The organism is Lapillicoccus sp., from assembly GCF_046595215.1.
In the GTDB taxonomy this organism is placed as follows: domain Bacteria; phylum Actinomycetota; class Actinomycetes; order Actinomycetales; family Dermatophilaceae; genus Lapillicoccus.
This window is the reverse complement of sequence record NZ_JBKJPP010000005.1, coordinates 1-21253: the sequence shown is the minus strand read 5'-3', so window position 1 is coordinate 21253 and position 21253 is coordinate 1. Positions and strand designations below refer to the sequence as shown.

General features: G+C 71.8%; 20 protein-coding genes. 11 read left to right on the top strand and 9 right to left on the bottom strand.

All coding sequences use genetic code 11. The features are described from left to right. The first annotated feature begins 6 nt into the window (after nucleotides 1-6). The 6 genes from ACLL9L_RS00310 to ACLL9L_RS00285 all read left to right on the top strand — a co-directional run bounded on the left by ACLL9L_RS00310 (nucleotide 7) and on the right by ACLL9L_RS00285 (nucleotide 7001). Nucleotides 7-726 carry a response regulator transcription factor gene (locus tag ACLL9L_RS00310; protein WP_411282643.1) on the top strand — a complete coding sequence of 240 codons (720 nt, stop codon included), beginning with the start codon at nucleotides 7-9 and terminating at the stop codon, nucleotides 724-726. A gap of 10 nt (nucleotides 727-736) precedes the next feature. Then, on the top strand, nucleotides 737-2230 hold the full coding sequence (locus ACLL9L_RS00305) for a sensor histidine kinase (RefSeq protein WP_411282642.1): 1494 nt from the start codon (nucleotides 737-739) through the stop codon (nucleotides 2228-2230). 48 nt (nucleotides 2231-2278) lie between these two features. Further along, complete coding sequence (locus tag ACLL9L_RS00300; RefSeq protein ID WP_411282641.1) at nucleotides 2279-3820, top strand: S1C family serine protease; 1542 nt, start codon at nucleotides 2279-2281, stop codon at nucleotides 3818-3820. Nucleotides 3821-3931: 111 nt separating this feature from the next. After that, nucleotides 3932-5965, top strand: a complete 2034-nt coding sequence (locus ACLL9L_RS00295) for a HelD family protein (protein WP_411282640.1) — start codon at nucleotides 3932-3934, stop codon at nucleotides 5963-5965. 65 nt (nucleotides 5966-6030) lie between these two features. After that, the gene (locus ACLL9L_RS00290) at nucleotides 6031-6681 is read left to right on the top strand and encodes a hypothetical protein (RefSeq protein ID WP_411282639.1); all 651 of its coding nucleotides are present in this window, start codon (nucleotides 6031-6033) and stop codon (nucleotides 6679-6681) included. A gap of 8 nt (nucleotides 6682-6689) precedes the next feature. Beyond that, a complete protein-coding gene (locus tag ACLL9L_RS00285) occupies nucleotides 6690-7001 on the top strand; it encodes a type II toxin-antitoxin system VapB family antitoxin (RefSeq protein ID WP_411282638.1) in 312 nt (103 codons plus the stop codon). Nucleotides 7002-7214: 213 nt separating this feature from the next. Here the strand turns inward: ACLL9L_RS00285 and ACLL9L_RS00280 are convergent, their stop codons facing one another. From ACLL9L_RS00280 to bioB, 5 genes are all read right to left on the bottom strand, one after another. Next, nucleotides 7215-7733, bottom strand: a complete 519-nt coding sequence (locus ACLL9L_RS00280) for a GNAT family N-acetyltransferase (protein ID WP_411282637.1) — start codon at nucleotides 7731-7733, stop codon at nucleotides 7215-7217. A 128-nt stretch (nucleotides 7734-7861) separates the two neighbouring features. Continuing rightward, complete coding sequence (bioD, locus tag ACLL9L_RS00275) at nucleotides 7862-8590, bottom strand: dethiobiotin synthase (protein WP_411282636.1); 729 nt, start codon at nucleotides 8588-8590, stop codon at nucleotides 7862-7864. Beyond that, complete coding sequence (locus ACLL9L_RS00270) at nucleotides 8583-9707, bottom strand: 8-amino-7-oxononanoate synthase (RefSeq protein WP_411282635.1); 1125 nt, start codon at nucleotides 9705-9707, stop codon at nucleotides 8583-8585. Before ACLL9L_RS00270 ends, bioD begins: the two co-directional genes overlap by 8 nt. A gap of 12 nt (nucleotides 9708-9719) precedes the next feature. After that, a complete protein-coding gene (locus tag ACLL9L_RS00265; protein ID WP_411282634.1) occupies nucleotides 9720-11045 on the bottom strand; it encodes an adenosylmethionine--8-amino-7-oxononanoate transaminase in 1326 nt (441 codons plus the stop codon). 210 nt (nucleotides 11046-11255) lie between these two features. Further along, nucleotides 11256-12281: a biotin synthase BioB gene (bioB, locus tag ACLL9L_RS00260; protein WP_411282657.1), complete on the bottom strand. Its 1026-nt coding sequence runs from the start codon at nucleotides 12279-12281 to the stop codon at nucleotides 11256-11258. Between the two features lie 259 nt (nucleotides 12282-12540). Here bioB and egtA point away from each other — a divergent pair, with 259 nt between their 5' ends. From egtA to egtD, 4 genes are read left to right on the top strand one after another with little or no spacing between them, the layout of a single operon-like run. Further along, nucleotides 12541-13839, top strand: a complete 1299-nt coding sequence (egtA, locus tag ACLL9L_RS00255) for an ergothioneine biosynthesis glutamate--cysteine ligase EgtA (protein ID WP_411282633.1) — start codon at nucleotides 12541-12543, stop codon at nucleotides 13837-13839. After that, the gene (egtB, locus tag ACLL9L_RS00250) at nucleotides 13832-15091 is read left to right on the top strand and encodes an ergothioneine biosynthesis protein EgtB (RefSeq protein ID WP_411282632.1); all 1260 of its coding nucleotides are present in this window, start codon (nucleotides 13832-13834) and stop codon (nucleotides 15089-15091) included. Before egtA ends, egtB begins: the two co-directional genes overlap by 8 nt. 1 nt (nucleotide 15092) lies before the next feature. Continuing rightward, entirely contained in the window at nucleotides 15093-15785 is a 693-nt protein-coding gene (gene egtC, locus ACLL9L_RS00245) for an ergothioneine biosynthesis protein EgtC (RefSeq protein WP_411282631.1), read from the top strand. A 4-nt stretch (nucleotides 15786-15789) separates the two neighbouring features. Continuing rightward, a complete protein-coding gene (egtD, locus tag ACLL9L_RS00240; protein WP_411282630.1) occupies nucleotides 15790-16764 on the top strand; it encodes an L-histidine N(alpha)-methyltransferase in 975 nt (324 codons plus the stop codon). Nucleotides 16765-16795: 31 nt separating this feature from the next. Here egtD and ACLL9L_RS00235 read toward each other — a convergent pair whose 3' ends face one another. From ACLL9L_RS00235 to ACLL9L_RS00225, 3 genes are all read right to left on the bottom strand, one after another. Further along, nucleotides 16796-17527 carry a hypothetical protein gene (locus tag ACLL9L_RS00235; protein ID WP_411282629.1) on the bottom strand — a complete coding sequence of 244 codons (732 nt, stop codon included), beginning with the start codon at nucleotides 17525-17527 and terminating at the stop codon, nucleotides 16796-16798. Nucleotides 17528-17594: 67 nt separating this feature from the next. Beyond that, nucleotides 17595-18494 (bottom strand): DMT family transporter, encoded by a 900-nt coding sequence (locus tag ACLL9L_RS00230; RefSeq protein WP_411282628.1) that lies wholly within the window; start codon nucleotides 18492-18494, stop codon nucleotides 17595-17597. Then, a complete protein-coding gene (locus tag ACLL9L_RS00225; protein WP_411282627.1) occupies nucleotides 18494-19270 on the bottom strand; it encodes a DUF4031 domain-containing protein in 777 nt (258 codons plus the stop codon). The genes ACLL9L_RS00230 and ACLL9L_RS00225 overlap by 1 nt, the downstream gene beginning before the upstream one ends. A 77-nt stretch (nucleotides 19271-19347) precedes the next feature. On the opposite strand from ACLL9L_RS00225, the gene ACLL9L_RS00220 reads away from it, so the two are divergent. Beyond that, a complete protein-coding gene (locus ACLL9L_RS00220) occupies nucleotides 19348-19680 on the top strand; it encodes a WXG100 family type VII secretion target (protein ID WP_411282626.1) in 333 nt (110 codons plus the stop codon). A 118-nt stretch (nucleotides 19681-19798) separates the two neighbouring features. Here ACLL9L_RS00220 and groL read toward each other — a convergent pair. Beyond that, the coding region (gene groL / locus ACLL9L_RS00215) for a chaperonin GroEL (RefSeq protein ID WP_411282625.1) at nucleotides 19799-21253 on the bottom strand (1455 nt) is incomplete at its 5' end.

Here is a 21253-nt window from a genome sequence, read left to right as displayed (position 1 = left end):
GGCGCCGTGACCGACACCGCGAGCACCCCTGAGGCCACCCTCCTCGTCGTCGAGGACGAGCCCAACATCCGCGAGCTGCTCGCGACGTCCCTGCGGTTCGCGGGGTTCGAGGTGTCGGTGGCGGCTGACGGGCAGAGCGCCATCGCGAGCGCGTCCGAGCACAACCCCGACCTCGTCGTGCTCGACGTCATGCTCCCCGACATGGACGGGTTCGAGGTGACCCGGCGGCTGCGCGAGTCCGGCCGCCAGCTGCCGATCGTCTTCGTCACGGCCCGCGACTCCGTCGACGACAAGATCAAGGGCCTGACGGTGGGCGGCGACGACTACGTCACGAAGCCGTTCAGCCTCGAGGAGGTCGTGGCCCGGATCCGTGCGGTCCTGCGACGCACCCGCGGCGACGACGACAACACCGCGACCCTGACCTTCCACGACCTCGAGCTCGACGACGACAGCCACGAGGTCCGTCGCGCCGGGCGGGTCATCGAGGTCTCCCCCACCGAGTTCAAGCTGCTGCGTTATCTCATGCTCAACCCCAACCGCGTCCTGTCGAAGGCGCAGATCCTCGACCACGTCTGGGACTACGACTTCCGCGGCGAGTCGGGCATCGTCGAGTCCTACATCTCCTACCTGCGCCGCAAGATCGACGTCTGCGAGCCCTCCCTGATCCACACCAAGCGCGGCGTCGGATACGTCCTGCGGCTACCCCCGGGCAGCCCGACCGCGTGAGCACTGCCGCGTGAGCACTGCTGCGCGCCTCGCTGGCGGGGCGCGCGACCGGCTCCAGACCGTGCCCCTGCGGGCCCGGCTGATCGCCGTGGTGGTCCTGCTGCTCGCCGCCGCCCTCGCGGCCTCGGGCCTGATCGTCAACGTGCTGCTCAGCAGATATCTCCTCGACCGCACCGACGACGAGCTGCGCACCTACGGCGGGATCGCGGCCGAGGTCGCCTACGGCACCCAGGGTGCCCAGACGATCCAGCCGAACTTCACCGTGCGCCTGTACCTGCCCGACGGCACACGCGGCGTCACCGTCGCCGACGCCGCCACCGAGTCCGACGCCGAGCCACTCATCCCCCAGCTCACCTCCTCCAGCCCCGACGTGGTGCTCTCCCGCCCCTTCACCGTCCCCACCATCTCGGGGGACGACGACCTCGAGTGGCGGGTCATCGCCGGCGTCAACCAGAACAAGGACGCGGTGTATGCCGTGGCGGTCCCCTTGCGTCAGATGCAGGACACCCTGCGCAACGTCCTCGCGTATGCCGCGCTCATCGGCTTCGTGGTGCTGTTCGCCAGTGTCGTCATCGGGTGGTTCGCCGTCCGCAGGGCCTTCCGCCCGCTGACCCGGATCGAGGACACCGCGGCCGCCATCGCGGCCGGTGACCTCACCCAGCGGGTGCCCGAGCGGCATACCGGGGACGAGGTGGCGTCGTTGTCCCGCTCGCTCAACGCCATGCTCAGCCAGATCGAGCAGTCCTTCGCCGTCCGCGAGGCCTCCGAGGAGCGGATGAGGCAGTTCGTCGCGGACGCCTCCCACGAGCTGCGGACCCCGCTCGCCACGGTCCGCGGCTACGCCGAGCTCTACCGGCAGGGCGCAGTGAACAAGCCGGAGGACGTCTCCGGCGCCTTCTCCCGGATCGAGAGCGAGGCCTCCCGGATGGGCGGCCTCGTCGAGGACCTCCTCGTCCTGGCTCGCCTGGACGGCGAGCGCCCGCTCCGGCTCGAGGACGTCGACCTCGCCGTGCTCGCCGGCGACGCCACCCAGGACGCCCGCGTCCTCTCCCCCGAGCGACACGTGCGGCTCGTGGGGATCGGCGGTCCGCTGCGCCCCGTCCACGTGACCGGCGACGAGCAGCGACTGCGCCAGGTCGTCACCAACCTCGTCACCAACGCCCTCAACCACACCCCCGCGGGGAGCCCGGTCGAGATCGCCGTCGGGCACCATGACGGGTTCGCCACCGTCGAGGTGCGCGACCACGGGCACGGCATCGACCCGGCCCGGGCCCGACAGGTCTTCGAGCGCTTCTATCGCGCCGACCCCTCACGCAGCAGGGCGCAGGGCACCGGTGGTGGCGGCAACGGCCTCGGTCTGGCCATCGTGGCGGCCATCGTCACCGCCCACCACGGCAAGGTGGGCGTGGCCCAGACCCCCGGCGGCGGGGCGACCTTCGTGCTGGAGCTCCCACAGCGGGTTCACAGCGGGGGCCTAGCGGGGGTTGACCCTGCACAGGTCTAGTAGGGACCAGACCGAGCACCACCGCCAGCCCGGGGAAGAGAGACAGAGATGACCCAGCAGGAGATCCACCCCACCACCTCGAAGGTCGAGCAGCCCTCCGAGCCGTCGAGGGCCACGGAGGCGTCGGCGGCTGCGACCGCTGTGCAGACCCCGCCCCCGTCAGACCCCCAGTGGTACGGCGACCCGGCCCCGTGGCGCGGTCCGTCCGAGGGTCACGACCCCTTCGCGACGGAGACCGCCCACGCGTCCACCGCGGTGCCGGCGACCGAGTCCCGCAGCGAGCCGGCTCCCGGGTCCGCCCAGCCGACCACCGAGATCCCGGGAGCGTTCCCGAACGAGCCGGTCCACCAGGCTCCCGTGGGAGGTGACGGTGGCTGGGGCGGCCCGCAGGCGCCGTTGACGCCGGCGCCGGCGCCGGCCCCCCGGGCCAGGCCCGGGCGACGGATCGCCGAGCTCTCCGCGGTGGCCGTGCTCGCTGCCGTCCTTGCCAGTGGCGGCACCTTCGCCGCCACCAAGTTCACCACTGCCGGCAGCACGACGGCGACGTCGGGCTCGAGCAGCTCCGGCGTCTCGAACAGCTCCGGCATCGCGAGTGGCTCGAACCCCGCGGCGCCGGTCATCCAGGCCAACGGGACCAACCCGGACTGGACCGCCACCGCCAAGGCGGTCGCCCCGAGCGTGGTCTCGATCACCGTGGCGAGCCGCCAGGCGCAGGGGCAGGGCTCCGGCGTCATCATCGACAAGAGCGGCCACATCCTCACCAACAACCACGTCGCCACCGGGGCGGGCGCCGGCGCGACGATCAGCGTCGCGCTCAGCGACGGGCGCACCTATGACGCCAAGATCGTCGGCACCGACCCGTCGACGGACCTGGCCGTCCTCGCGCTGGCCAACCCTCCCACGGGCCTCACCCCGATCTCGATCGGCGACTCCGCGAAGCTCGTGGTCGGCCAGCCCGTCATGGCCGTGGGCAACCCGCTCGGCCTCGCCGGCACCGTCACGACCGGCATCGTCAGCGCCCTCAACCGGCCCGTGACGACGAGCGACCCGGCGGCCGCCCAAGGTGGTGGCGACCCCGTCGTGACCAACGCCGTCCAGACGTCGGCGGCGATCAACCCCGGCAACTCCGGTGGCGCCCTCGTCACTGCCGACGGCCAGCTCATCGGCATCAACTCCTCGATCGCGTCCCTCGGGGGCTCGGGCGCCAGCCAGGGCGGCAACATCGGTATCGGGTTCGCCATCCCGGTCAACGAGGCCAAGTCGATCGCGGACCAGCTGATCGCGACGGGATCGGCCCAGCACGCCTTCCTCGGCGTGTCCTCGAGCGACACGACGGTCACCGAGGACGGCTCCAAGCGTGACGCCGCCCTCGTGCGCGTCGTGACCGCCGGCACCCCCGCGGCCACCGCCGGGATCAAGGTCGACGACGCGGTCGTCGCCGTCAACGGCCAGCCGATCGCCTCGTCAGAGGCCCTGGTGGCGTCGGTCCACGAGCGCACGGTCGGCGACACCGTGACGGTCACCGTCCTGCGTGGAGGTGCTCGCACCGACATCAAGGTCACCCTGGCCGCCCGTCCCGGTCAGGGGTAGTGGTGGCCGGTCCGCCGCCTCCTGGTGCGCGGACCGGTTACCCCGACGGGCCTTTCACGGGTAAGGTGCAGCGCTTCCCCCTCGCGCACCTCCCGTGGAAGGCCCTTCGTCGTGCCCGCCGAACCCGAGCTCCGCCGTGAGCAGGACTACCTGGCGCACGCCCGCGAGGAGCTCGCCCGGATGCGCGAGAAGACCCTCGGCATGCGCGCCGCGGGCGGTGACCGGGTCTCGGACGAGTTCCTCGCCATGACCCTGCACCGACGGGCTGCCAGCCTCGTCGACGACCCCACCACGACACTCTTCTTCGGCCGGATCGATCTCGACCGACCGGAGCACGGCCGGGAACGCTGGTACGTCGGGCGTCGCCACGTCAACGACGAGCGGGGTGACCCGGTCGTCATCGACTGGCGCGCCGACCTCTCCGGAGCCTTCTACCGCGCCTCCCGCACCGAGCCCCTCGGGGTGCTCCTGCGACGCCGGTTCGGCATCGACCGGGGGCGGTTGACCGCCTACGAGGACGAGCGCCTCCAGGACCCGGCCGAGCCTGCCCCCGCGACCCACCGCAGCACGATCCTCATGGACGAGATCGAGCGGCCCCGGTCCGGCCCGATGAGGGACATCGTCGCGACGATCCAGCCCGAGCAGGACGAGATCGTGCGCGCCGACGCCGCCACGACGATCTGCGTCCAGGGGGCGCCGGGCACCGGCAAGACCGCGGTGGGACTGCACCGGGCGGCCTGGCTGCTCTACGCCCACCGGGACAGGCTGTCGCGCACGGGGGTCCTCGTCGTCGGCCCGAACCGGGCCTTCCTCGACCACATCAGCGCCGTGCTGCCGGCCCTCGGCGAGGTCGAGGTCCGGCACACCACGGCCGAGGAGCTCGTCGCCACGGTGCCCGTCCGCGGCGCCGACACCACAGCCACGGCAACGCTCAAGGGCAACGCCCGGATGGCCGAGGTGCTGCACCGCGCGGTCTGGTCCCACGTCCGTGCGGCGACCGAGGCGCTGGTCGTGCCGCGCGGGGCGCACAGGTGGCGGGTCCCGGCATACGAGGTGCTCGGGATCCAGGACGAGCTGCGCGCGCGCAGCGTCCGCTACGACGCCGCCCGCAAGATCCTCCCTCACCGCCTGGCGCACCACGTCCTGCTCGAGATGGAGCGCCGCGGCGACTCCCCGGACGACCAGGTGCAGGACGCGGTCGCGCGCAGCAGCGCGGTGAAGGCGTATGCCGCGAGCGTCTGGCCCACGCTCGACCCACGGGCCGTGCTCTTCTCCCTGTGGAGCAGCGCCGCGGAGCTGAGCCTCCACGCGGAGGGTGTGCTCACCGAGGAGGAACAACGAATCCTGCTGTGGGACAGGCCTCCTCGCGGCAAAGGCACGGCGCGCTGGACCGCTGCGGACGCCGTGCTCCTCGACGAGCTCGGCGACCTGTGCGAACGCACGCCGAGCCTCGGCCACGTCGTGCTCGACGAGGCGCAGGACCTCTCGCCGATGCAGCTGCGCGCGGTGGGACGCCGGTGCTCGACGGGCTCGGCGACGGTGCTCGGCGACATCGCCCAGGGCACGACGCCGTGGGCGACCGAGTCGTGGGAGTCGTCGCTGGCCCACCTCGGCAAGCCGGGCAGCCACATCGAGGTCCTCGACCGCGGCTTCCGGGTCCCCGCTGCGGTGATCGACTACGCGGCCCGGTTGCTGCCGGCGATGGCCCCCGGGCTGGGGGTGCCGGTCTCGGTGCGTGACAACCCCGGTCGGCTGGACTTCGTCCGCGTCGAGGCCACCGCGATGCCCGCGCGGGTCGCCGAGGTGGTCGCCGTCCTCAGGGCCGTCCCGGGGTCGATCGGCATCATCGCCCCCCCGTCCATGCTCCCGGGTCTTGCGGCCGCGCTGCGCGCTGCGGGGATTGACCACGGCACCCTCGGTGCGGACCACGGCGACGTGGAGCACCAGGTCGACCTCGTGCCGGCCCAGGTCGCGAAGGGCCTCGAGTTCGACCAGGTCGTCGTCGTCGAACCCGCGACGATCGCGGCCGACGAGCCGGACGAGCGGACCGGGCTGCGGCGGCTCTACGTCGTGCTGACCCGCGCCGTCTCCGGCCTGACGGTGGTCCACAGCCGGGCCCTCCCGTCGGCCCTCGGCGCGGCGTGACCGCGGGCCGGCCCGCCAGCGGCGCGGCGTGACCGCCGGCCCGTCGGTCTGGGAGACTCTGCCGCATGCCGGCGCTGATCACGTGGTGGACCCAGGACCTGGGTGAGCTCAGCCCCCGCGCCGACCCCGTCGCGGTGGCTGCGGCAGGCTCCGACCTGCTGCGACGGTGGGCCGAGCCGCAGCGCCGCTACCACTCCGCCCGCCACCTCGTCGAGCTGTTCTGGGCGCTCGAGGAGCTCGAGGACGCCCACGAGATCGACGCCGAGGGGGCCACCGTCGGCCGGGTCGCGGCGTGGCTGCATGACGCCGTCTACGACCCGCAGGCGCGCCACGGAGCAAACGAGGCGGCCAGCGCCGGGCTGGCGAGGTCGCTGTTGACTCGGCTCCATGTCCACGACCAGGTCAGCGCCGCCGTCGAGGCCGTCATCAGGATGACCGACGGGCACGACGGCGACGACGGGGCGTCCCTGACGCGGTGTTTCCACGACGCCGACCTCTGGATCCTGTCGGCGCCCGACGTCCGCTTCGACGACTACTGCGCCCAGGTGCGTGAGGAGTATGCGCACGTCCCGGACGTGGCCTATCGCACTGCCCGGGCGGGGATCCTCGTTGATTTCGTGCGACGCGACCGCCTCTACCTCACGGCCCACGGGCAACAGGAGTGGGACGAGCCGGCGCGGGCCAACCTCCACCGCGAGCTCGACCGCCTGGGGTGAGCCGGGCCATGGGCCGGGATGTCAAGTGCGGCACATTCGTGAGATGCACCAGGCGACCTGCTGACGAGGGAGTGTCGCGCAACGCCCGTCACGGGTACTTGCGGTGTATGTCGACGGTGCGCACGAACATTGAGATCGAGGACGTCCACGTCCAGGTCATTATGGGGCGGTTCAGCGTGCGGACCAGGACCGAGGCTGTCGCGCTCGCTCTCCGGCACCTGGCTGGGCAGCCCATGACCCGCGAGGAAGCGCTCCAGATGCGCGGGGCTCGCGCCATTGGTGCGGTGCCGCCCGATCGGTCGCCACACGGACCCGCGTGATCCTGGCTGACCATTCGGCCCGGGCGGAGTCCGACCGGGCCTCCGGCAGCGCGGTCGATCTGCGGATCGGTGCAGTGATCGAGAAGTCGGTCGATTCTGGCGATGAGCCATGGTCCGCGTGCCCTTTCCCCGAAAGTGGGTCGTGGGGCATGTTGGATGGCACCCAGACACCCGGTCGGGGTCCCTCGTGGGCAGCTGCTCATACGTGGGGGCTCAGTCGAGCTCCCGCCGATACCGCAGATCGCGGATAGCGGCACCACCCCAGTGGTCGTCCTTGACGGCGCCGTCCGGCGCCCAGCCCAGATCGGCGTAGAACCGGATCGCGCGGACGTTGGTCTCCAGCACCCACAACGTCGCGGAGGCGAAGCCGCCCGCACCGAGCGTGCGCACCGCCCCGGCCATCAGCTGACGACCGACACCACGCCCCCAGAGAGTCGGCAGCACATAGAACGACGTGATCTCGCCCACCCCGACCGAGTCCTCGTCGTCGTCCCGGGTGGGCCGCAGGTCCGCGAAGCCGACCACGTCGCCAGCATCGTCCGCGACCAGAGTTCCCCGTCGCGGCCAGGCCGCCTGCTGCAGCGTCGCCGTCCACCGCGGCAGGCGCTGGGCCGGGTGCAGGCCATCGAGCAGTGGCTGCGGCAACAGTCCGCGGTATCCGACCTGCCAGGACCACACGTGAACCTCGGCGACCCGTCCAGCATCGTCGACAGTGGCCGGGCGGACGTGCACGACGGCGATCCTCCCATCACACGGTGAAGATCGTTATGCCGGGACCGGATTGGCTGGTCGGGAGATGGGCTCCCACCCCGTCTCACGCAGTTCGCCGGCGTCCCATCAACGACAGGGCCTCAGGGTGGCTAGGCGCCCCGGGACCACTCGACGGCGAGCCAGTCCGGCACCCGCGCGCGGAACTCCTCTGCCGGCAGGGCCCCGATCCCTGCGGGAAGGCGTCCGAGCAGGGGTGCCCCGGCGACCCGGGGCAGGTCCTGAAGGTTGCACTCCTCGGCGAGCGAGGGCTTCTCCGGCCACGAGCCGATCACGACGCCCAGCAGGGGAAGGCTCCGCACCGCCAGCGCCTCGGCGGTGAGCGCCGTGTGGTTGAGCGTCCCGAGTCCCGCACCCACGACGACCACGTAGCCCACCCGGACTCCGCGCTCGCGCAAAGCCGTCCCCACATCAGCCAGCGTGCCGCCGCGACCGTCGAGTCGCACCAGCAACCCGCCGGCTCCCTCGACCAGGACGACGTCGACCCCCGCCGCGATCGCGGTGACCCGGCGCGCGTGGTCGGCCGTCGTCGGCAGCTCCACCCCCTCGCGGCGCGCCGCCGTGTCCGGGGCGAGCGGGTCGCGCAGCCGGACGAACTCGTGGGTCGTGACGTCGGGGTCGGCTCCGAGGAGCCGGCGGACCACGTCGATGTCTCCGGGCTCCCCGGCGGTCACCCCCGTCTGGGCGGGTTTGACGACGGCGACCCGCTGACCGCGCCGGCGCAGCAGGACGGCCAGCGCTGCCGTGGCCATCGTCTTTCCCAGGTCGGTGCCGGTCCCCGTCACGATGATGACGCCCGGCAGCAAGAGCGGCTCAGCCACGGCTGGTCAGGGCTCGCAGCACGGCGCAGGCGTGCTCGAGCTGATCGTCGGTGTGGTCGGCGTGGGCGGTGATCCGCAGCCGCGAGGAGCCGTCCGGTGTCGACGGGGGACGGAAGCACCCCACCCGTATGCCGTGAGCCTCGGCTCGGGCGACCGCTGCCAGGGCCTGGCCGGGGCCTGACATGGGCACTGACAGGACTGCCCCTGCGGGCTCCTCCAGACCGCAGGCCGCTGCGAGACGGTTGGCGTTGGCGCGGGCCCGGTCCGGAAGGTGTGGCTCTGCAGCGATGACCTTCAGGGCTGCGAGCGCGGCCCCCGTTGCTGCGGGGGCCAGCCCGGTGTCGTAGATGAACGGCCTTGCCGTGTTGACCAGGTGCTCCCGCACTGCCGGGTGCCCCAGGACTGCGCCTCCCTGCGCGGCGAGGGACTTGGACAAGGTTGCCGTCAGCACCACGTGCTCGAGCCCGGCCAGTCCCAGTTGGGCCGCCAACCCTTCACCCCGCTGCCCGACGACGCCGATCCCGTGGGCCTCGTCGATGAGCAGGACGGCGTTGTGCTGCGAGGTCAGCTCGACCAGCTCGGCGAGCGGGGCCGCGTCTCCCAGGACGGAGTACACCGACTCGACGACGACCAGGGCGCGCCGCTGGGGGCGGCGTGCCAGCAGCTCGCGGACGTGGCCCACGTCGTTGTGCCGGCTGACCGCCACCGCGGCGCGGCTGAGCCTGGCGCCGTCGATGAGGGAGGCGTGGGCGTGGGCGTCCGAGACGATGAGCGTCTCGTCGTCCGTCAGGGCGGTCAGGGCCGAGAGGTTGGCGTGGTAGCCGGTGGAGAACACCAACGCCGACGGGGACCCGGTCAGGGCGCCCAGCGCTCGTTCGAGGTCCTCGTGGATCGCCAGGGTGCCGGTGACCAGGCGCGAGGCCCCCGCCCCGCCGCCGTAGCTCCCGGCGGCGGCCACGGCCCCCGCGACCACGGCCCGGTGCCGGCGCAGCCCGAGGTAGTCGTTGCCGGCGAGGTCGAGGTGCTCACCGCGCCTGACCGGCTCGACCGAACGCCGCAGCCCTGCCCGGTCGCGCGCCTTCGCGGCGTCGGCCAGCCACTGCAGGAACGCGGTCACCGCCAGTCCCGGTCAGCCATGGACGGTCCTGACGGCGTCGACGAGGCCGGTGCAGACCGCCGCGAGGTCGTCGGGCGGCATGACGTAGGCCGGCATCGTGTAGACGAGGTCCCGGAACGGCCGGACCCACACTCCGCGCTCCAGCGCCACGGCCGCCACCTCTGCCGCCCGGACGGGTTCGCGCAGCTGAATGACGCCCACCCCACCGAGCACCCGCACGTCGGCGACGGACGTGCCGTCCCGGGCCGGCTCCAGACCAGTCGTCAGACCACGCTCGAGAGCGGCTACCTGGGTGCGATAGTCGTTGCGCACCAACAGGTCCAGGCTCGCCAGCGCAATGGCGCAGGCGAGGGGGTTGGCCATGAAGGTGGGTCCGTGCATGAGCGCGCCGCCGGCCTCCTGACGGCTCACCCCGGTCGCGACGTCGCGGGTGCAGAGGACGGCGGCCAGGGTGAGGTATCCGCCGGTCAGGGCCTTGCCGAGGCACACGATGTCGGGCACCACCCCCGCCCGGTCCATGGCAAACAGGGTGCCGGTGCGCCCGAACCCGGTGGCGATCTCGTCGAAGATCACCAGGGCGCCGTGCTCCCGGGCGAGGGAGGCCAGCACCCGCACGACGTGCGGGCTGTGGAAGCGCATCCCGCCCGCCCCCTGCAGCAACGGCTCGAGGATGACCGCGCACACCTCGTGGGCATGCACCGCGTAGAGCCGACGGGTCTCCTTCTCCCACAGCATCATTCGCGGGTCGTCAGGAGGGACGTCGACCCCTGCTGGCGGACACGGGGCGAAGACGTGCACCGGCAGGATCCCCGTGAAGAGGCTGTGCATCCCGCCGTCCGGGTCGGTAACCGACATCGGCGAGAACGTGTCACCGTGGTAGCCGCCACGGATGGTGAAGAACCGGGTGCGCCGCGACCCGGTCGCCCCGGCCGTCTGCAGCGCCATCTGTAGCGCCATCTTCATCGCGACCTCGACGGAGACCGACCCCGAGTCGGCAAGGAAGACGTGCTGCAGCGGGGCGGGTGTCAGGTCCACCAGCCGCTCGGCGAGCGCGATGGCCGGCTCGTGCGTCAGCCCACCGAACATCACGTGGCTCATCCGGCTCAGCTGGGCGTGGGCGGCGGAGTCGAGCTCCGGGACCGCATAGCCGTGGATGGCACACCACCACGACGACATCGCGTCGATGACCTCACGCGCCGACCCGTCCGCCAGTCGCAGGCGAAGGCGGACCCCGGCCGCCGACTCCACCAGGTGGGGCTCGCTCGGGGTGGTCGCGGACGAGTAGGGATGCCACAGGTGGGCCCGGTCGAGGGCGAGCAGTCGCTGGACGTCAGTCATCGCTGCTGGTGACTCCGTGCTCCCGGCAGGTGGCCGCCCACCCGCGCGGCAGCACCTGGACCGTCATCCGGCGTCGGCACTGGGTGCAGAAGCGTGGCGGCTCCAGCACGAGGGCACGTGCGCAGGTGCCGTGGGCTCCCTCGGCCACCGCCTCACCGCAGCGGGGGCACCAGCGGTGACGGTCCGGCATACGGGTGCTGTCTGCGGCGTTCAGAAGGTCTGACCCAGGGCCTTGATGGGCATCCCCAGGTCGGCCAGCAGAGCCAGGTCCTCGTGGGGGTCGCGGCCGAGGGTGGTGAGGTAGTTGCCGACGATGACCGCGTTGATGCCGCCGAGCAGCCCGTCGCGGGTGCCGAGGTCGCCGAGCGTGAGCTCGCGGCCCCCGGCGTAGCGCAGGATGGTGCGCGGCAGGGCGAGGCGGAAGGCCGCGATCGTCCGCAGCGCCTCGCCCGTGCCCATCACGGGCAGGTCGCCGAAGGGAGTCCCGGGGCGCGGGTTGAGGAAGTTGAGCGGCACCTCGTGCGGCTGCAGCTCGCCCAGCTGGGCGGCGAGCTCGGCGCGCTGCTCGAGGCTCTCGCCCATGCCGACCAGCCCCCCGCAGCACAGCTCCATGCCGGAGGCCCTGACCATCAGGCAGGTCTCCCAGCGCTCGTCGAAGGAGTGCGTGGTCACCACCTGCGGGAAGTACGAGCGGCCGGCCTCGAGGTTGTGGTTGTAGCGGTGCACGCCCATGTCGACGAGGTCGTCGACCTGGCGCTGGGTGAGCATCCCCAGCGACGCAGCCACCTGGATGTCGACCTCGGCCCGGATCGCGGCGACGCCCTCGCGCATCTGCCGCATCAGCCGCTCATCGGGCCCGCGCACCGCCGCGACGATGCAGAACTCCGACGCGCCGCTCTCGCGGGTCTGCCGGGCCGCGCGCACGAGCTCGGGGATGTCGAGCCACACCGAGCGCACCGGCGAGGTGAACTGGCCCGACTGGCTGCAGAAGTGACAGTCCTCGGGGCACCCACCGGTCTTGATCGAGACGATGCCCTCGACCTCGACCTCCGGCCCGTTGTATCTCATCCGGACCTCGTGGGCCAGCGCCAGCAGCTCCTCGAGCCGGCCGTCCGGGGTGCGGAGCACCTGGGTGATCTGCTCGTAGCGCAGCGCCTCGCCGCGCTCGAGCACCTGCTCACGCGCGGTCTCGATGATGTCTACGCTGACGGAAGCCTCGGCGGTCATGGCCGTCATTGTGGCGCGGAGCGTCCCCGGGGCGGAAATCGGTCTCATCCGCGCCTCCCACAGCGCAGCGCGGGATCTCGCCGACGTCGACGACCAGGGCGCAATCCCCCCGGAACCGGCCACCCTGTGGCCCGCGTCGACGGGTCACCTACACTTGGATGTCGTCGCTCGCGCGGCGCTGACATCACCGAAGGACGACCACAACGGTCGCCCCGCACCGACCCGCGGTGGACCTCACCAGTCCACCGGCCCGGACCTGGAGGGGATCATGATGATCCTTCGAAGCGCTGCAGCCCACGACGTCATCGAGCGTCACCCATCACTGACCGTCGAGGCCGCCTACGCGCGAGCCAGGCAGGCAGCACTCACCGAGTCGGTGATCGGGTCGGTCGGTCTGGAGATCGAGCGCCACGTCGTCGACCTCGGCGATGCCGCCAGGCCGGTCGCGTGGGACCGGATCGACCCGGTGCCGGGCGCGGTTCGCGCCGCCGCCGGACCGAACGCGATCACGCTGGAACCGGGCGGGCAGCTGGAGCTGTCCGGCCCACCGGCACCAGACATCCGGACTGCCGTCACCGAGCTGCTCGACAGCGCGGAGCGGGTGCGGCATACGCTCGCCGACGCCGGTCTCGGCCTCGCCGCCGCCGGCGCGGACCCACTGCGACCCTCGCGGCGGATGAACCCGAGCCCGCGCTATCGCGCGATGGAACGCCACTTTGCCGCCACCGGGAAGTCGCTGCCGGGTGCGGTGATGATGAACTCCACCGCGGCGATGCAGGTCAACCTGCAGGCCGGGCCCGAGCGCGGGTGGTCCGAGCGGGTGGCCCTGGCGCACCGACTGGGACCGACCATGGTGGCGATCTCCGCCAACTCCCCCTGGCTCCACGGACGGGACACGACGTGGAAGTCCGCACGGCAACGAGCGTGGGGCGACCTCGATCCGCGGACCTGCGGGCCCGTGCCCGGCTGCCTCGCCGTGGACGAGGCCTCCGATGACGCCGTGGACCCTGCCGCGGCCTGGGCCCGCTTTGCCCTGCGGGCCCCGGTGAGCCTCATCAAGACGCCGGAGGACACCGTCGTGGCGGTCGACACCTCGGTCCCGTTCCAGCAGTGGGCCAGTGGCGCCGTCCGGCTGGGCGGCAGGCTCCCGACGGAGGCCGATCTCGATGCCCACCTCACCACCTTGTTTCCGCCCGTGCGGCTGCGCGGCTACCTCGAGCTGCGCTATCTGGACACCTCCGCTGCGCGGTGGTGGCCCGCCATCGCCGCGGTCGTCACGACGCTGATGGACGACCCCGCCGCGGCCGACCTGGCGATGGAGGCGACCCGGCAGACGTCGATGCTGTGGACGGAGGCCGCTCGCGACGGGCTCGCCGACGCCCGGCTCGCGGACTCGGCCCGGCGCCTGCTGCAGATCGCCGCCGAGCGCGTCACCACCGAGCTGTCCCCGGCCGTGGCGGACCTGTGCGACCTGGTCGCGTCGGGCCGCTGTCCGGGCGACCTGCTCGCCGAACGCATCACCTTGACCGGACCACTCGCCGCCCTGGAGGAGCTCGCCCATGAATGAGCACGTTGCCCGCGATCTCGAGCGAGCCCGGGCGCGCACGCTGCACCTGACCGACCTCGACGAGCCGACCCTCGTTGCCCAGCACGATCCGTTGATGAGCCCGCTCATCTGGGATCTGGCGCACATCGGCCAGCAGGAGGAGCTCTGGCTGTTGCGCGGGGGCGATCCCTCCCGGCCGGGCCTGCTTCCCCCCGCCGTGGACTCCCTCTACGACGCGTTCAAACACGTCCGCGCCGACCGGCCGGGCCTGCCGCTGCTGCCGCCCGTGGAGGCACGCGCGTTCAATATCGAGGTCCGCGCCCGGGTGCTCGACCTGCTCGACCGCACCCCTGACGACGACCTCTTCACCGCCGGCATGGTCGTCCAGCACGAAGAGCAGCACGACGAGACGATGTATGCCACCCTCCAGCTGCGCCAAGGGCCCCCCGTCATGGTCGGCGAGGCACTGCCCACGGGTCGCCGGCTGGGGCACGAGCGTGCGTTTGTGGAGGGCGGCGAGTTCGTGCTCGGCGTGGACTCGGCCCAGGAGCCGTTCTCCCTCGACAACGAGCGGCCGGCGCACGCCGTCGACGTCGCCTCCTTCTGGATCGCCCGGGTGCCGGTCAGCACCCGGCAGTGGCGCGACTTCATCGCCGACGGCGGCTACCAGCGGCGCGACCTGTGGTCCCGGCGCGGCTGGGCGCACCGGGTCGACGCCGACCTGACCCGGCCGATGTTCTGGACCGACGAGGGGACGCGGCGGCGATTCGGGCTCGAGGAGGACCTGCCGGCGGACGAGCCCGTCCAGCACGTGGGCTACTTCGAGGCCGAGGCGTTCGCGACGTGGTCCGGCGCGCGGCTACCCACCGAGGTCGAGTGGGAGAAGGCCTGCGCCTGGGACCCCACCACGAGGGCTCGACGCACGTGGCCTTGGGGCTCCTCGGCTCCCACAGCGACGCTCGCGAACCTCGGTGGTGCAGCGCTGCGTCCGGCGCCGATCGGCGCCTACCCGCTGGGGGCGTCCGCCTACGGCGTCGAGCAGCTGATCGGGGACGTGTGGGAGTGGACGTCCTCCGACTTCACCCCGTGGCCCGGCTTCACCCCGATGGTCTACCGCGACTACAGCGAGCCGTTCTTCGGCGGGGACTACAAGGTGCTGCGGGGCGGGTCGTGGGCGGTCGCGCCCTCCACGATCCGGCCCTCGTTCCGCAACTGGGACCACCCGATCCGGCGCCAGATCTTCACTGGTCTCCGGTTGGCCTGGGACGCTTGAGATGTGTCGACACCTTGCCTGGCTGGGTGCGCCGCGCACGCTCAGCGAGCTGCTCCTCGAACCCGCCCACGGCCTGCTGGTGCAGTCCTACGCGCCGCGCCGGCAGGCCAATGGGCTGATGAACGCGGACGGGTGGGGGGTCGGCTTCTACCCCACCTCAGGACCACAACCCGCCCGCTGGCGCTCCAACCGGCCGCTGTGGGGTGATGCCTCCTTCGCGTCGGTGGCGCCGACGATCTCCTCGACGTGCGTGCTCGCCGCCGTCCGGTCGGCCACCGCGGGTATGCCGCTCGAGGAGACGGCGACCGCGCCGTTCCACTCCGGTCAGTGGTTGATGTCGCACAACGGCGTCGTCGACCGTGCGGCACTGGGCCCCCACCCCGACGCAGAGTCGATGTGTGACTCCGCCCTCCTGGCGGCGCACCTGTTCCACGTCGGGCCCGAGCGCGTCGGCGACGTCGTCGTCGGGCTGGGCACCTGTGATCCCGCAGCACGGCTGAACGTCCTGCTCACCAACGGCCGCCGGGTGCTTGCCACCCGATGGAACGACACGCTCAGCATCCTGTCCACCGACGCCGGCGTCGTGGTCGCGAGCGAACCCTACGACGACGACCCCCGCTGGCAGGACGTCCCCGAGCACCATCTCGTCGACGTGACCACCGATGCCGTGACCATCACCGATCTGGAGACCTGACCCCATGACCCAGCAGCACCACGTCCAGTCCCGACCGAGCCACTACCTCGACACCTTGCGCGCCGACGTCCGGGCCGGGCTCACCGCGACGCCGAAGACCCTGCCGCCCAAGTACTTCTACGATGCCCGGGGCAGCGAGCTGTTCGACGACATCACCCGCCTCCCGGAGTACTACCCCACCAGGGCCGAGACCGCGATCCTCGAGCAGCACGCGGGCGAGATCGCCGAGCAGTCCCGGTGCGAGTCGCTCATCGAGCTGGGCAGCGGCACCTCGGCCAAGACACGGTTGCTCCTGAGGGCGCTGCTCGACGGCGGGACCCTGACGGAGTTCGTGCCCTTCGACGTCGACCCCGCGGTCCTCGCCGACGCCAGCAGCGCCCTCACCGCGGACTACCCGAGCCTGCGACTCTCCCCGTTCGTCGGCGACTTCGAGCACGACCTCGGGGCGATCCCCGCCGCCGGGGGACGCCGCATGATCGTCTTCCTCGGCTCGACCATCGGCAACCTCGAGCCGCCGGCCAGGGGGGCTTTCCTGACCCAGGTTGCTGCGGCCCTGCGCCCCGGGGACATGTTCTTGGTCGGCACCGATCTCGTCAAGGACGCGGCCCGGCTGCAGCGCGCCTACGACGACGCGGCGGGGGTGACAGCCGAGTTCAACCGCAACGTCCTGAAGGTGGTCAACCGCGAGCTCGACGCCGACTTCGATGTGGAGGACTTCGAGCACGTCGCCGTCTGGGACGACACCAACGAGTGGATCGAGATGCGGCTGCGGGCAGCACGCGAGCAGCGGGTGCGGATCGGCGACCTCGACCTCGAGGTCGCCTTCGCCGCCGGCGAGGAGCTGCGCACGGAGATCTCGGCGAAGTTCCGCCCCGACAGGATCCGGGCCGAGCTCGCCGCGGCGGGGCTGCGCACCGTCCGGTTCTGGACCGACCCCGGCGCCGACTTCGGGCTGACCCTGGCGCAGCTGCCGGCATGAGCTGACCAGCCGCACCCCGCACCCGGCTGGCCTACGTCTTGAGTCGTCGGCTCCCGCCGTGCCAGTCCTCCTGCACACCGACCTCGTCCACCTCCACACCGAGACCGCGCAGCTGAGGGAGCTCCCGAAGGCTGCGCTTCAGCTCTGCGAATCCGGGAAAGCTGGCGAGGCCCACCACGTGGTCCCACAGCCGCACTGCGTCGTCCTCGCTCGGCAGCCGGCTGATGACGGGCCCGAAGAACGCCACCCCCGTCGGCGGCTCGAAGTGGATGATCGGCGTGCCGACGTCCTTTCCGGTGAGTGCGAGGGCCTCGTCCGTCTCGGCGCGGATCTCGGCGTCGAACGACGGATCGTCCAGGGCGAGCGCCAGATCGGGCGGCAGACCGGCCGCGACGAGGATGGGCTCGACGAAGGCGGCCGTGCCGCGGTGGTCACGGGTGGGCTCGTCCTGGCTGGAGTCGGGTGGTGAGTCGAAGATGCTCCGGCCCATCGCGGCATACAGGGGCCCGATGGCCGCTCGACCGTGGTCCTCGCGTGCCTTTGCGGCCACCCGCAGCAGCCGCAGGCCCGCGGTGTGCCCCGCCTCGTACTCCGGAGGGAAGTGGGCGTCGTAGTCGACGTTCGCGTTGATCATCCGCAAGGAGATGAACCGCCAGTCCACCGTGTAGTCACGCTGAGCCATGACCCGGCGCACCCATGTGCTGGTCATCCACGCGAACGGACAGACCGGATCGAAGTAGAAGTTGATGTCAGCGTCGCTCATGTCCTCAGGCTAACGGCGCGCCGCTATCGTCGTCGCGGTGGGTGGGCACCGTCCGCGTCGTCTGCGGTCACGTCCTCCCTCGCGGTCGCCACATGCCGATCAGCACCCCGCCGAGGATCAGCAGAGACGCCAGCAGGACTCTGCTGGTGAGGGGTTCAGCCAGCACGGCCAGCCCGCCGATCGCCGCAAGCGGAGCCGGCGCCAGCTGGACGATGCCGGTCTGCACGCGGGTCAGCCAGGGCAGCACGGTGTACCAGAGGACATATCCGAGCCCGGAGGCGACCGCACCCGAGAGGACGGCCAGCACGGCGCCCTGTTGGCCGATGTGCACACCCTCCCGGTGGAGCAGCAACACGGGCACCCCCACCGCCAGGGCCATGGGCACGCTGCGCAGGAAGTTGCCGGCCGTGACCAGGACCGGGTGGCCGGCCCCCCGACCCCGGAGCGTGTACCCCGCCCATGCGACCCCCGCCAGGGCCATGAGCAGGGCGCCGACCGGGTCCGGCCGCGAGACGCCCGGTGCGACGAGCAGGACAAGCCCCGCGACCGCGAGGGCGAGCCCGGACCAGCCGGCAACGCCGGGACGTTCTCCCGATCGCAGGGCCGCAGTGAACATGACGGTCTGCACCACGCCGAAGAGCACGAGAGCGCCGGTCGCGGCCCCCAGGCTGACGTAGGCGAAGGAGAACGCGCCCGCGTAGGTCAGGAGCAGGGCCGCCGACGGCCAGGACCCCGCACCCGCCCAACGCCGACGATCCGCCCGAGCCGACGCGCGGACGATGAGCACCAGGACGGACGCGCCCGCCGACAGACGGATCACGGTGAAGGTCCCCGGATCGATCCCGCCGCCGTCCAGGGCCAGCCTGGCCAGGACGGAGTTCGCCGCGAACGCGGTCATCGCCAGTGCCGCGAGGAGGCCCACCCGCAGCACCCCGTGCGGCCGGCTGCCGAGTCCTGCCCGTGACATCAACGCGCGCCAAAGAGGTGCTCGACCAGCGGCCACCAGAACTCCCCCGAGCACCGCCGCTCGAACTCGTCCAGGTCAACCCACTCCACGGCGTCGACGTCGTCCTGCGCGAGGCGCAACACGGGCTCGCGCTCGGCGAGTGTCACCGCGAACACGGCCGCGTAGTTGACCATGTGCATCCAGCGACCAGACGGCCTGTCCGCAAAGGTGATCCGCTCAAAGCCGCACCGCTGGAGTGCCTCGGGGTCGACGCTCAACCCGGTCTCCTCCCACACCTCCCGCACGGCGCACTCGACATCGGACTCCCCCTCCTCCCGGCCTCCCCCGGGCGCTCCCCAGACACCCCGCCGGACCGAGTGCACCACGGCGAACCGTCCGTCGGCGTCGCGCACGAAGACCGCGGCGGCCCCGGTCCGGGGGTCGCACGGAGGGGCCTTGGGTCCGGCGATGACGTCCACGGTGAACCGCTCGCCGTCGTGCAGCCGCACGTCGCGGTGCGACACCAGGGCCCTCTCACCGCGCCGCTTCCTGATCCGCAGACCGCTCGCCACAAGCCGACGGACCAGCTCGTGACCGTCGACCGTCACGGCCCCGGCCGCGACCGCCTCGTCGAAGCGTTCGTGCGGGATGTCGTAGTGGTCGCCGTCGAACGCCCGCCGCGAGATCCCGACCGACGCCGCGAAGTCGTGCAGCTCGGCATACGAGACGTCGCTGATCAGGTGGGCGAAGACCGTGCCCCAGCGCGGCCACATGGGTTGGTCGATCCAGATGCTCATTTGCGGCCCACGCTAGCGCCTCGCTCGGCGCCCCTGTGGACAACGGGTGGGCACCTCCCGCGCTCTTGCCTACGGTCGTGACTGACCGCACACCCCGCCCCACCAGCACCGAGGAGCACGACATGGCCTTCACCGTCGACACCGAGCGCATCCACGCCGCCTCGAGCGACATGACCACCATCGCCGGCGAGATCGAGTCGTCCGTCGGCGCGATGCACTCTCGGCTCACCTCGCTCGAGGGCGCCTGGACCGGGACGGCGGCCACCGAGTTCCAGGCCGTCGTCGCCGAGTGGGCGGCGCTGCAGCAGCGCCTCCGCGGCGATCTCGCCCAGATCGCCGAGCTCACCGCCCGCGCTGGGAGCACCTACCAGAGCACCGAGGACGGGGTGCGGGGCATGTTCGCCCACTGAGCCCGCAGCGCGGCCCACCGCGGGGTATGCCGGGTGACCCCTGCCGCCGGCGCGCCAGGAAGGGCGGCTCCCCCTCTCGGGAGAACCGCCCTCCGGGCGTTGCGGGGTCAGGTTGGGCTCAGAAGCCCATCCCGCCCATTCCACCCATCTCGTCGCCGCCGCCACCCATGGCCGGCTGCGACTTCTCCGGCTTGTCGGCGATGACGGCCTCGGTCGTGAGGAAGAGCGCGGCGATGCTCGCGGCGTTCTGCAGCGCGGACCGGGTGACCTTCACCGGGTCGTTGATGCCGGCCTTGAGCATGTCGACGTACTCACCGGTCGCGGCGTTCAGGCCGTGACCCTTGTCGAGGTTGCGGACCTTCTCGGCCACGACCCCACCCTCGAGACCTGCGTTGATGGCGATCTGCTTGAGCGGAGCCTCGGCCGCGACGCGGACGATGTTCGCGCCGGTGGCCTCGTCACCCTCGAGCTGGAGGGTGGCGAAGACCGTCTTGACGGCCTGGATCAGGGCGACGCCACCACCGGCGACGATCCCCTCCTCGACGGCAGCCTTGGCGTTGCGCACGGCGTCCTCGATGCGGTGCTTGCGCTCCTTGAGCTCGACCTCGGTGGCCGCGCCCGCCTTGATGACGGCGACGCCGCCAGCGAGCTTGGCGAGACGCTCCTGAAGCTTCTCGCGGTCGTAGTCGGAGTCGCTCTTCTCGATCTCGGCCTTGATCTGGTTGACCCGGCCAGAGATCTGGTCGGCGTCGCCCGAGCCCTCGACGATGGTCGTCTCGTCCTTGGTGATGACGATCTTGCGGGCCCGGCCGAGCAGGTCGAGGGTGGCGTTCTCAAGCTTGAGACCGACCTCCTCGGAAACGACCTGGCCGCCGGTCAGGATCGCGATGTCCTGCAGCATGGCCTTGCGGCGGTCACCGAAGCCAGGCGCCTTGACGGCTGCGGAGCGGAAAGTGCCGCGGATCTTGTTGACGACCAGCGTCGCGAGCGCCTCGCCCTCGACGTCCTCGGAGAGGATGACGAGCGGCTTGCCGCTCTGCATGACCTTCTCGAGGATCGGGAGCATGTCCTTGACGTTGGAGATCTTCTGGTTCGCGACCAGGATGTAGGGGTCCTCGAGGACGGCCTCCATGCGCTCGGGGTCGGTCACGAAGTACGGCGAGAGGTAGCCCTTGTCGAACTGCATGCCCTCGGTGAACTCAAGCTCGGTGATCGCGGTCTGGGACTCCTCAACCGTGATGACTCCGTCCTTGCCGACCTTGTCGAACGCCTCGGCGATCAGGCCACCGATGATCGGGTCCTGCGCCGAGAGGCCGGCAACCTGAGCGATCTCTTCCTTGCCCTCGACGTCGCGAGCAGCCTCGAGCAGCCGGGCGTTGACAGCCTCGACAGCGGCGTCGATGCCGCGCTTGAGCGAGGACGGGGCGGCACCGGCGGCAACGTTGCGCAGGCCTTCCTTGACCATGGCCTGGGCCAGAACGGTCGCGGTGGTCGTGCCGTCACCGGCGACATCGTTGGTCTTGGTGGCGACCTCCTTGGCGAGCTGTGCGCCGAGGTTCTCGTACGGGTCCTC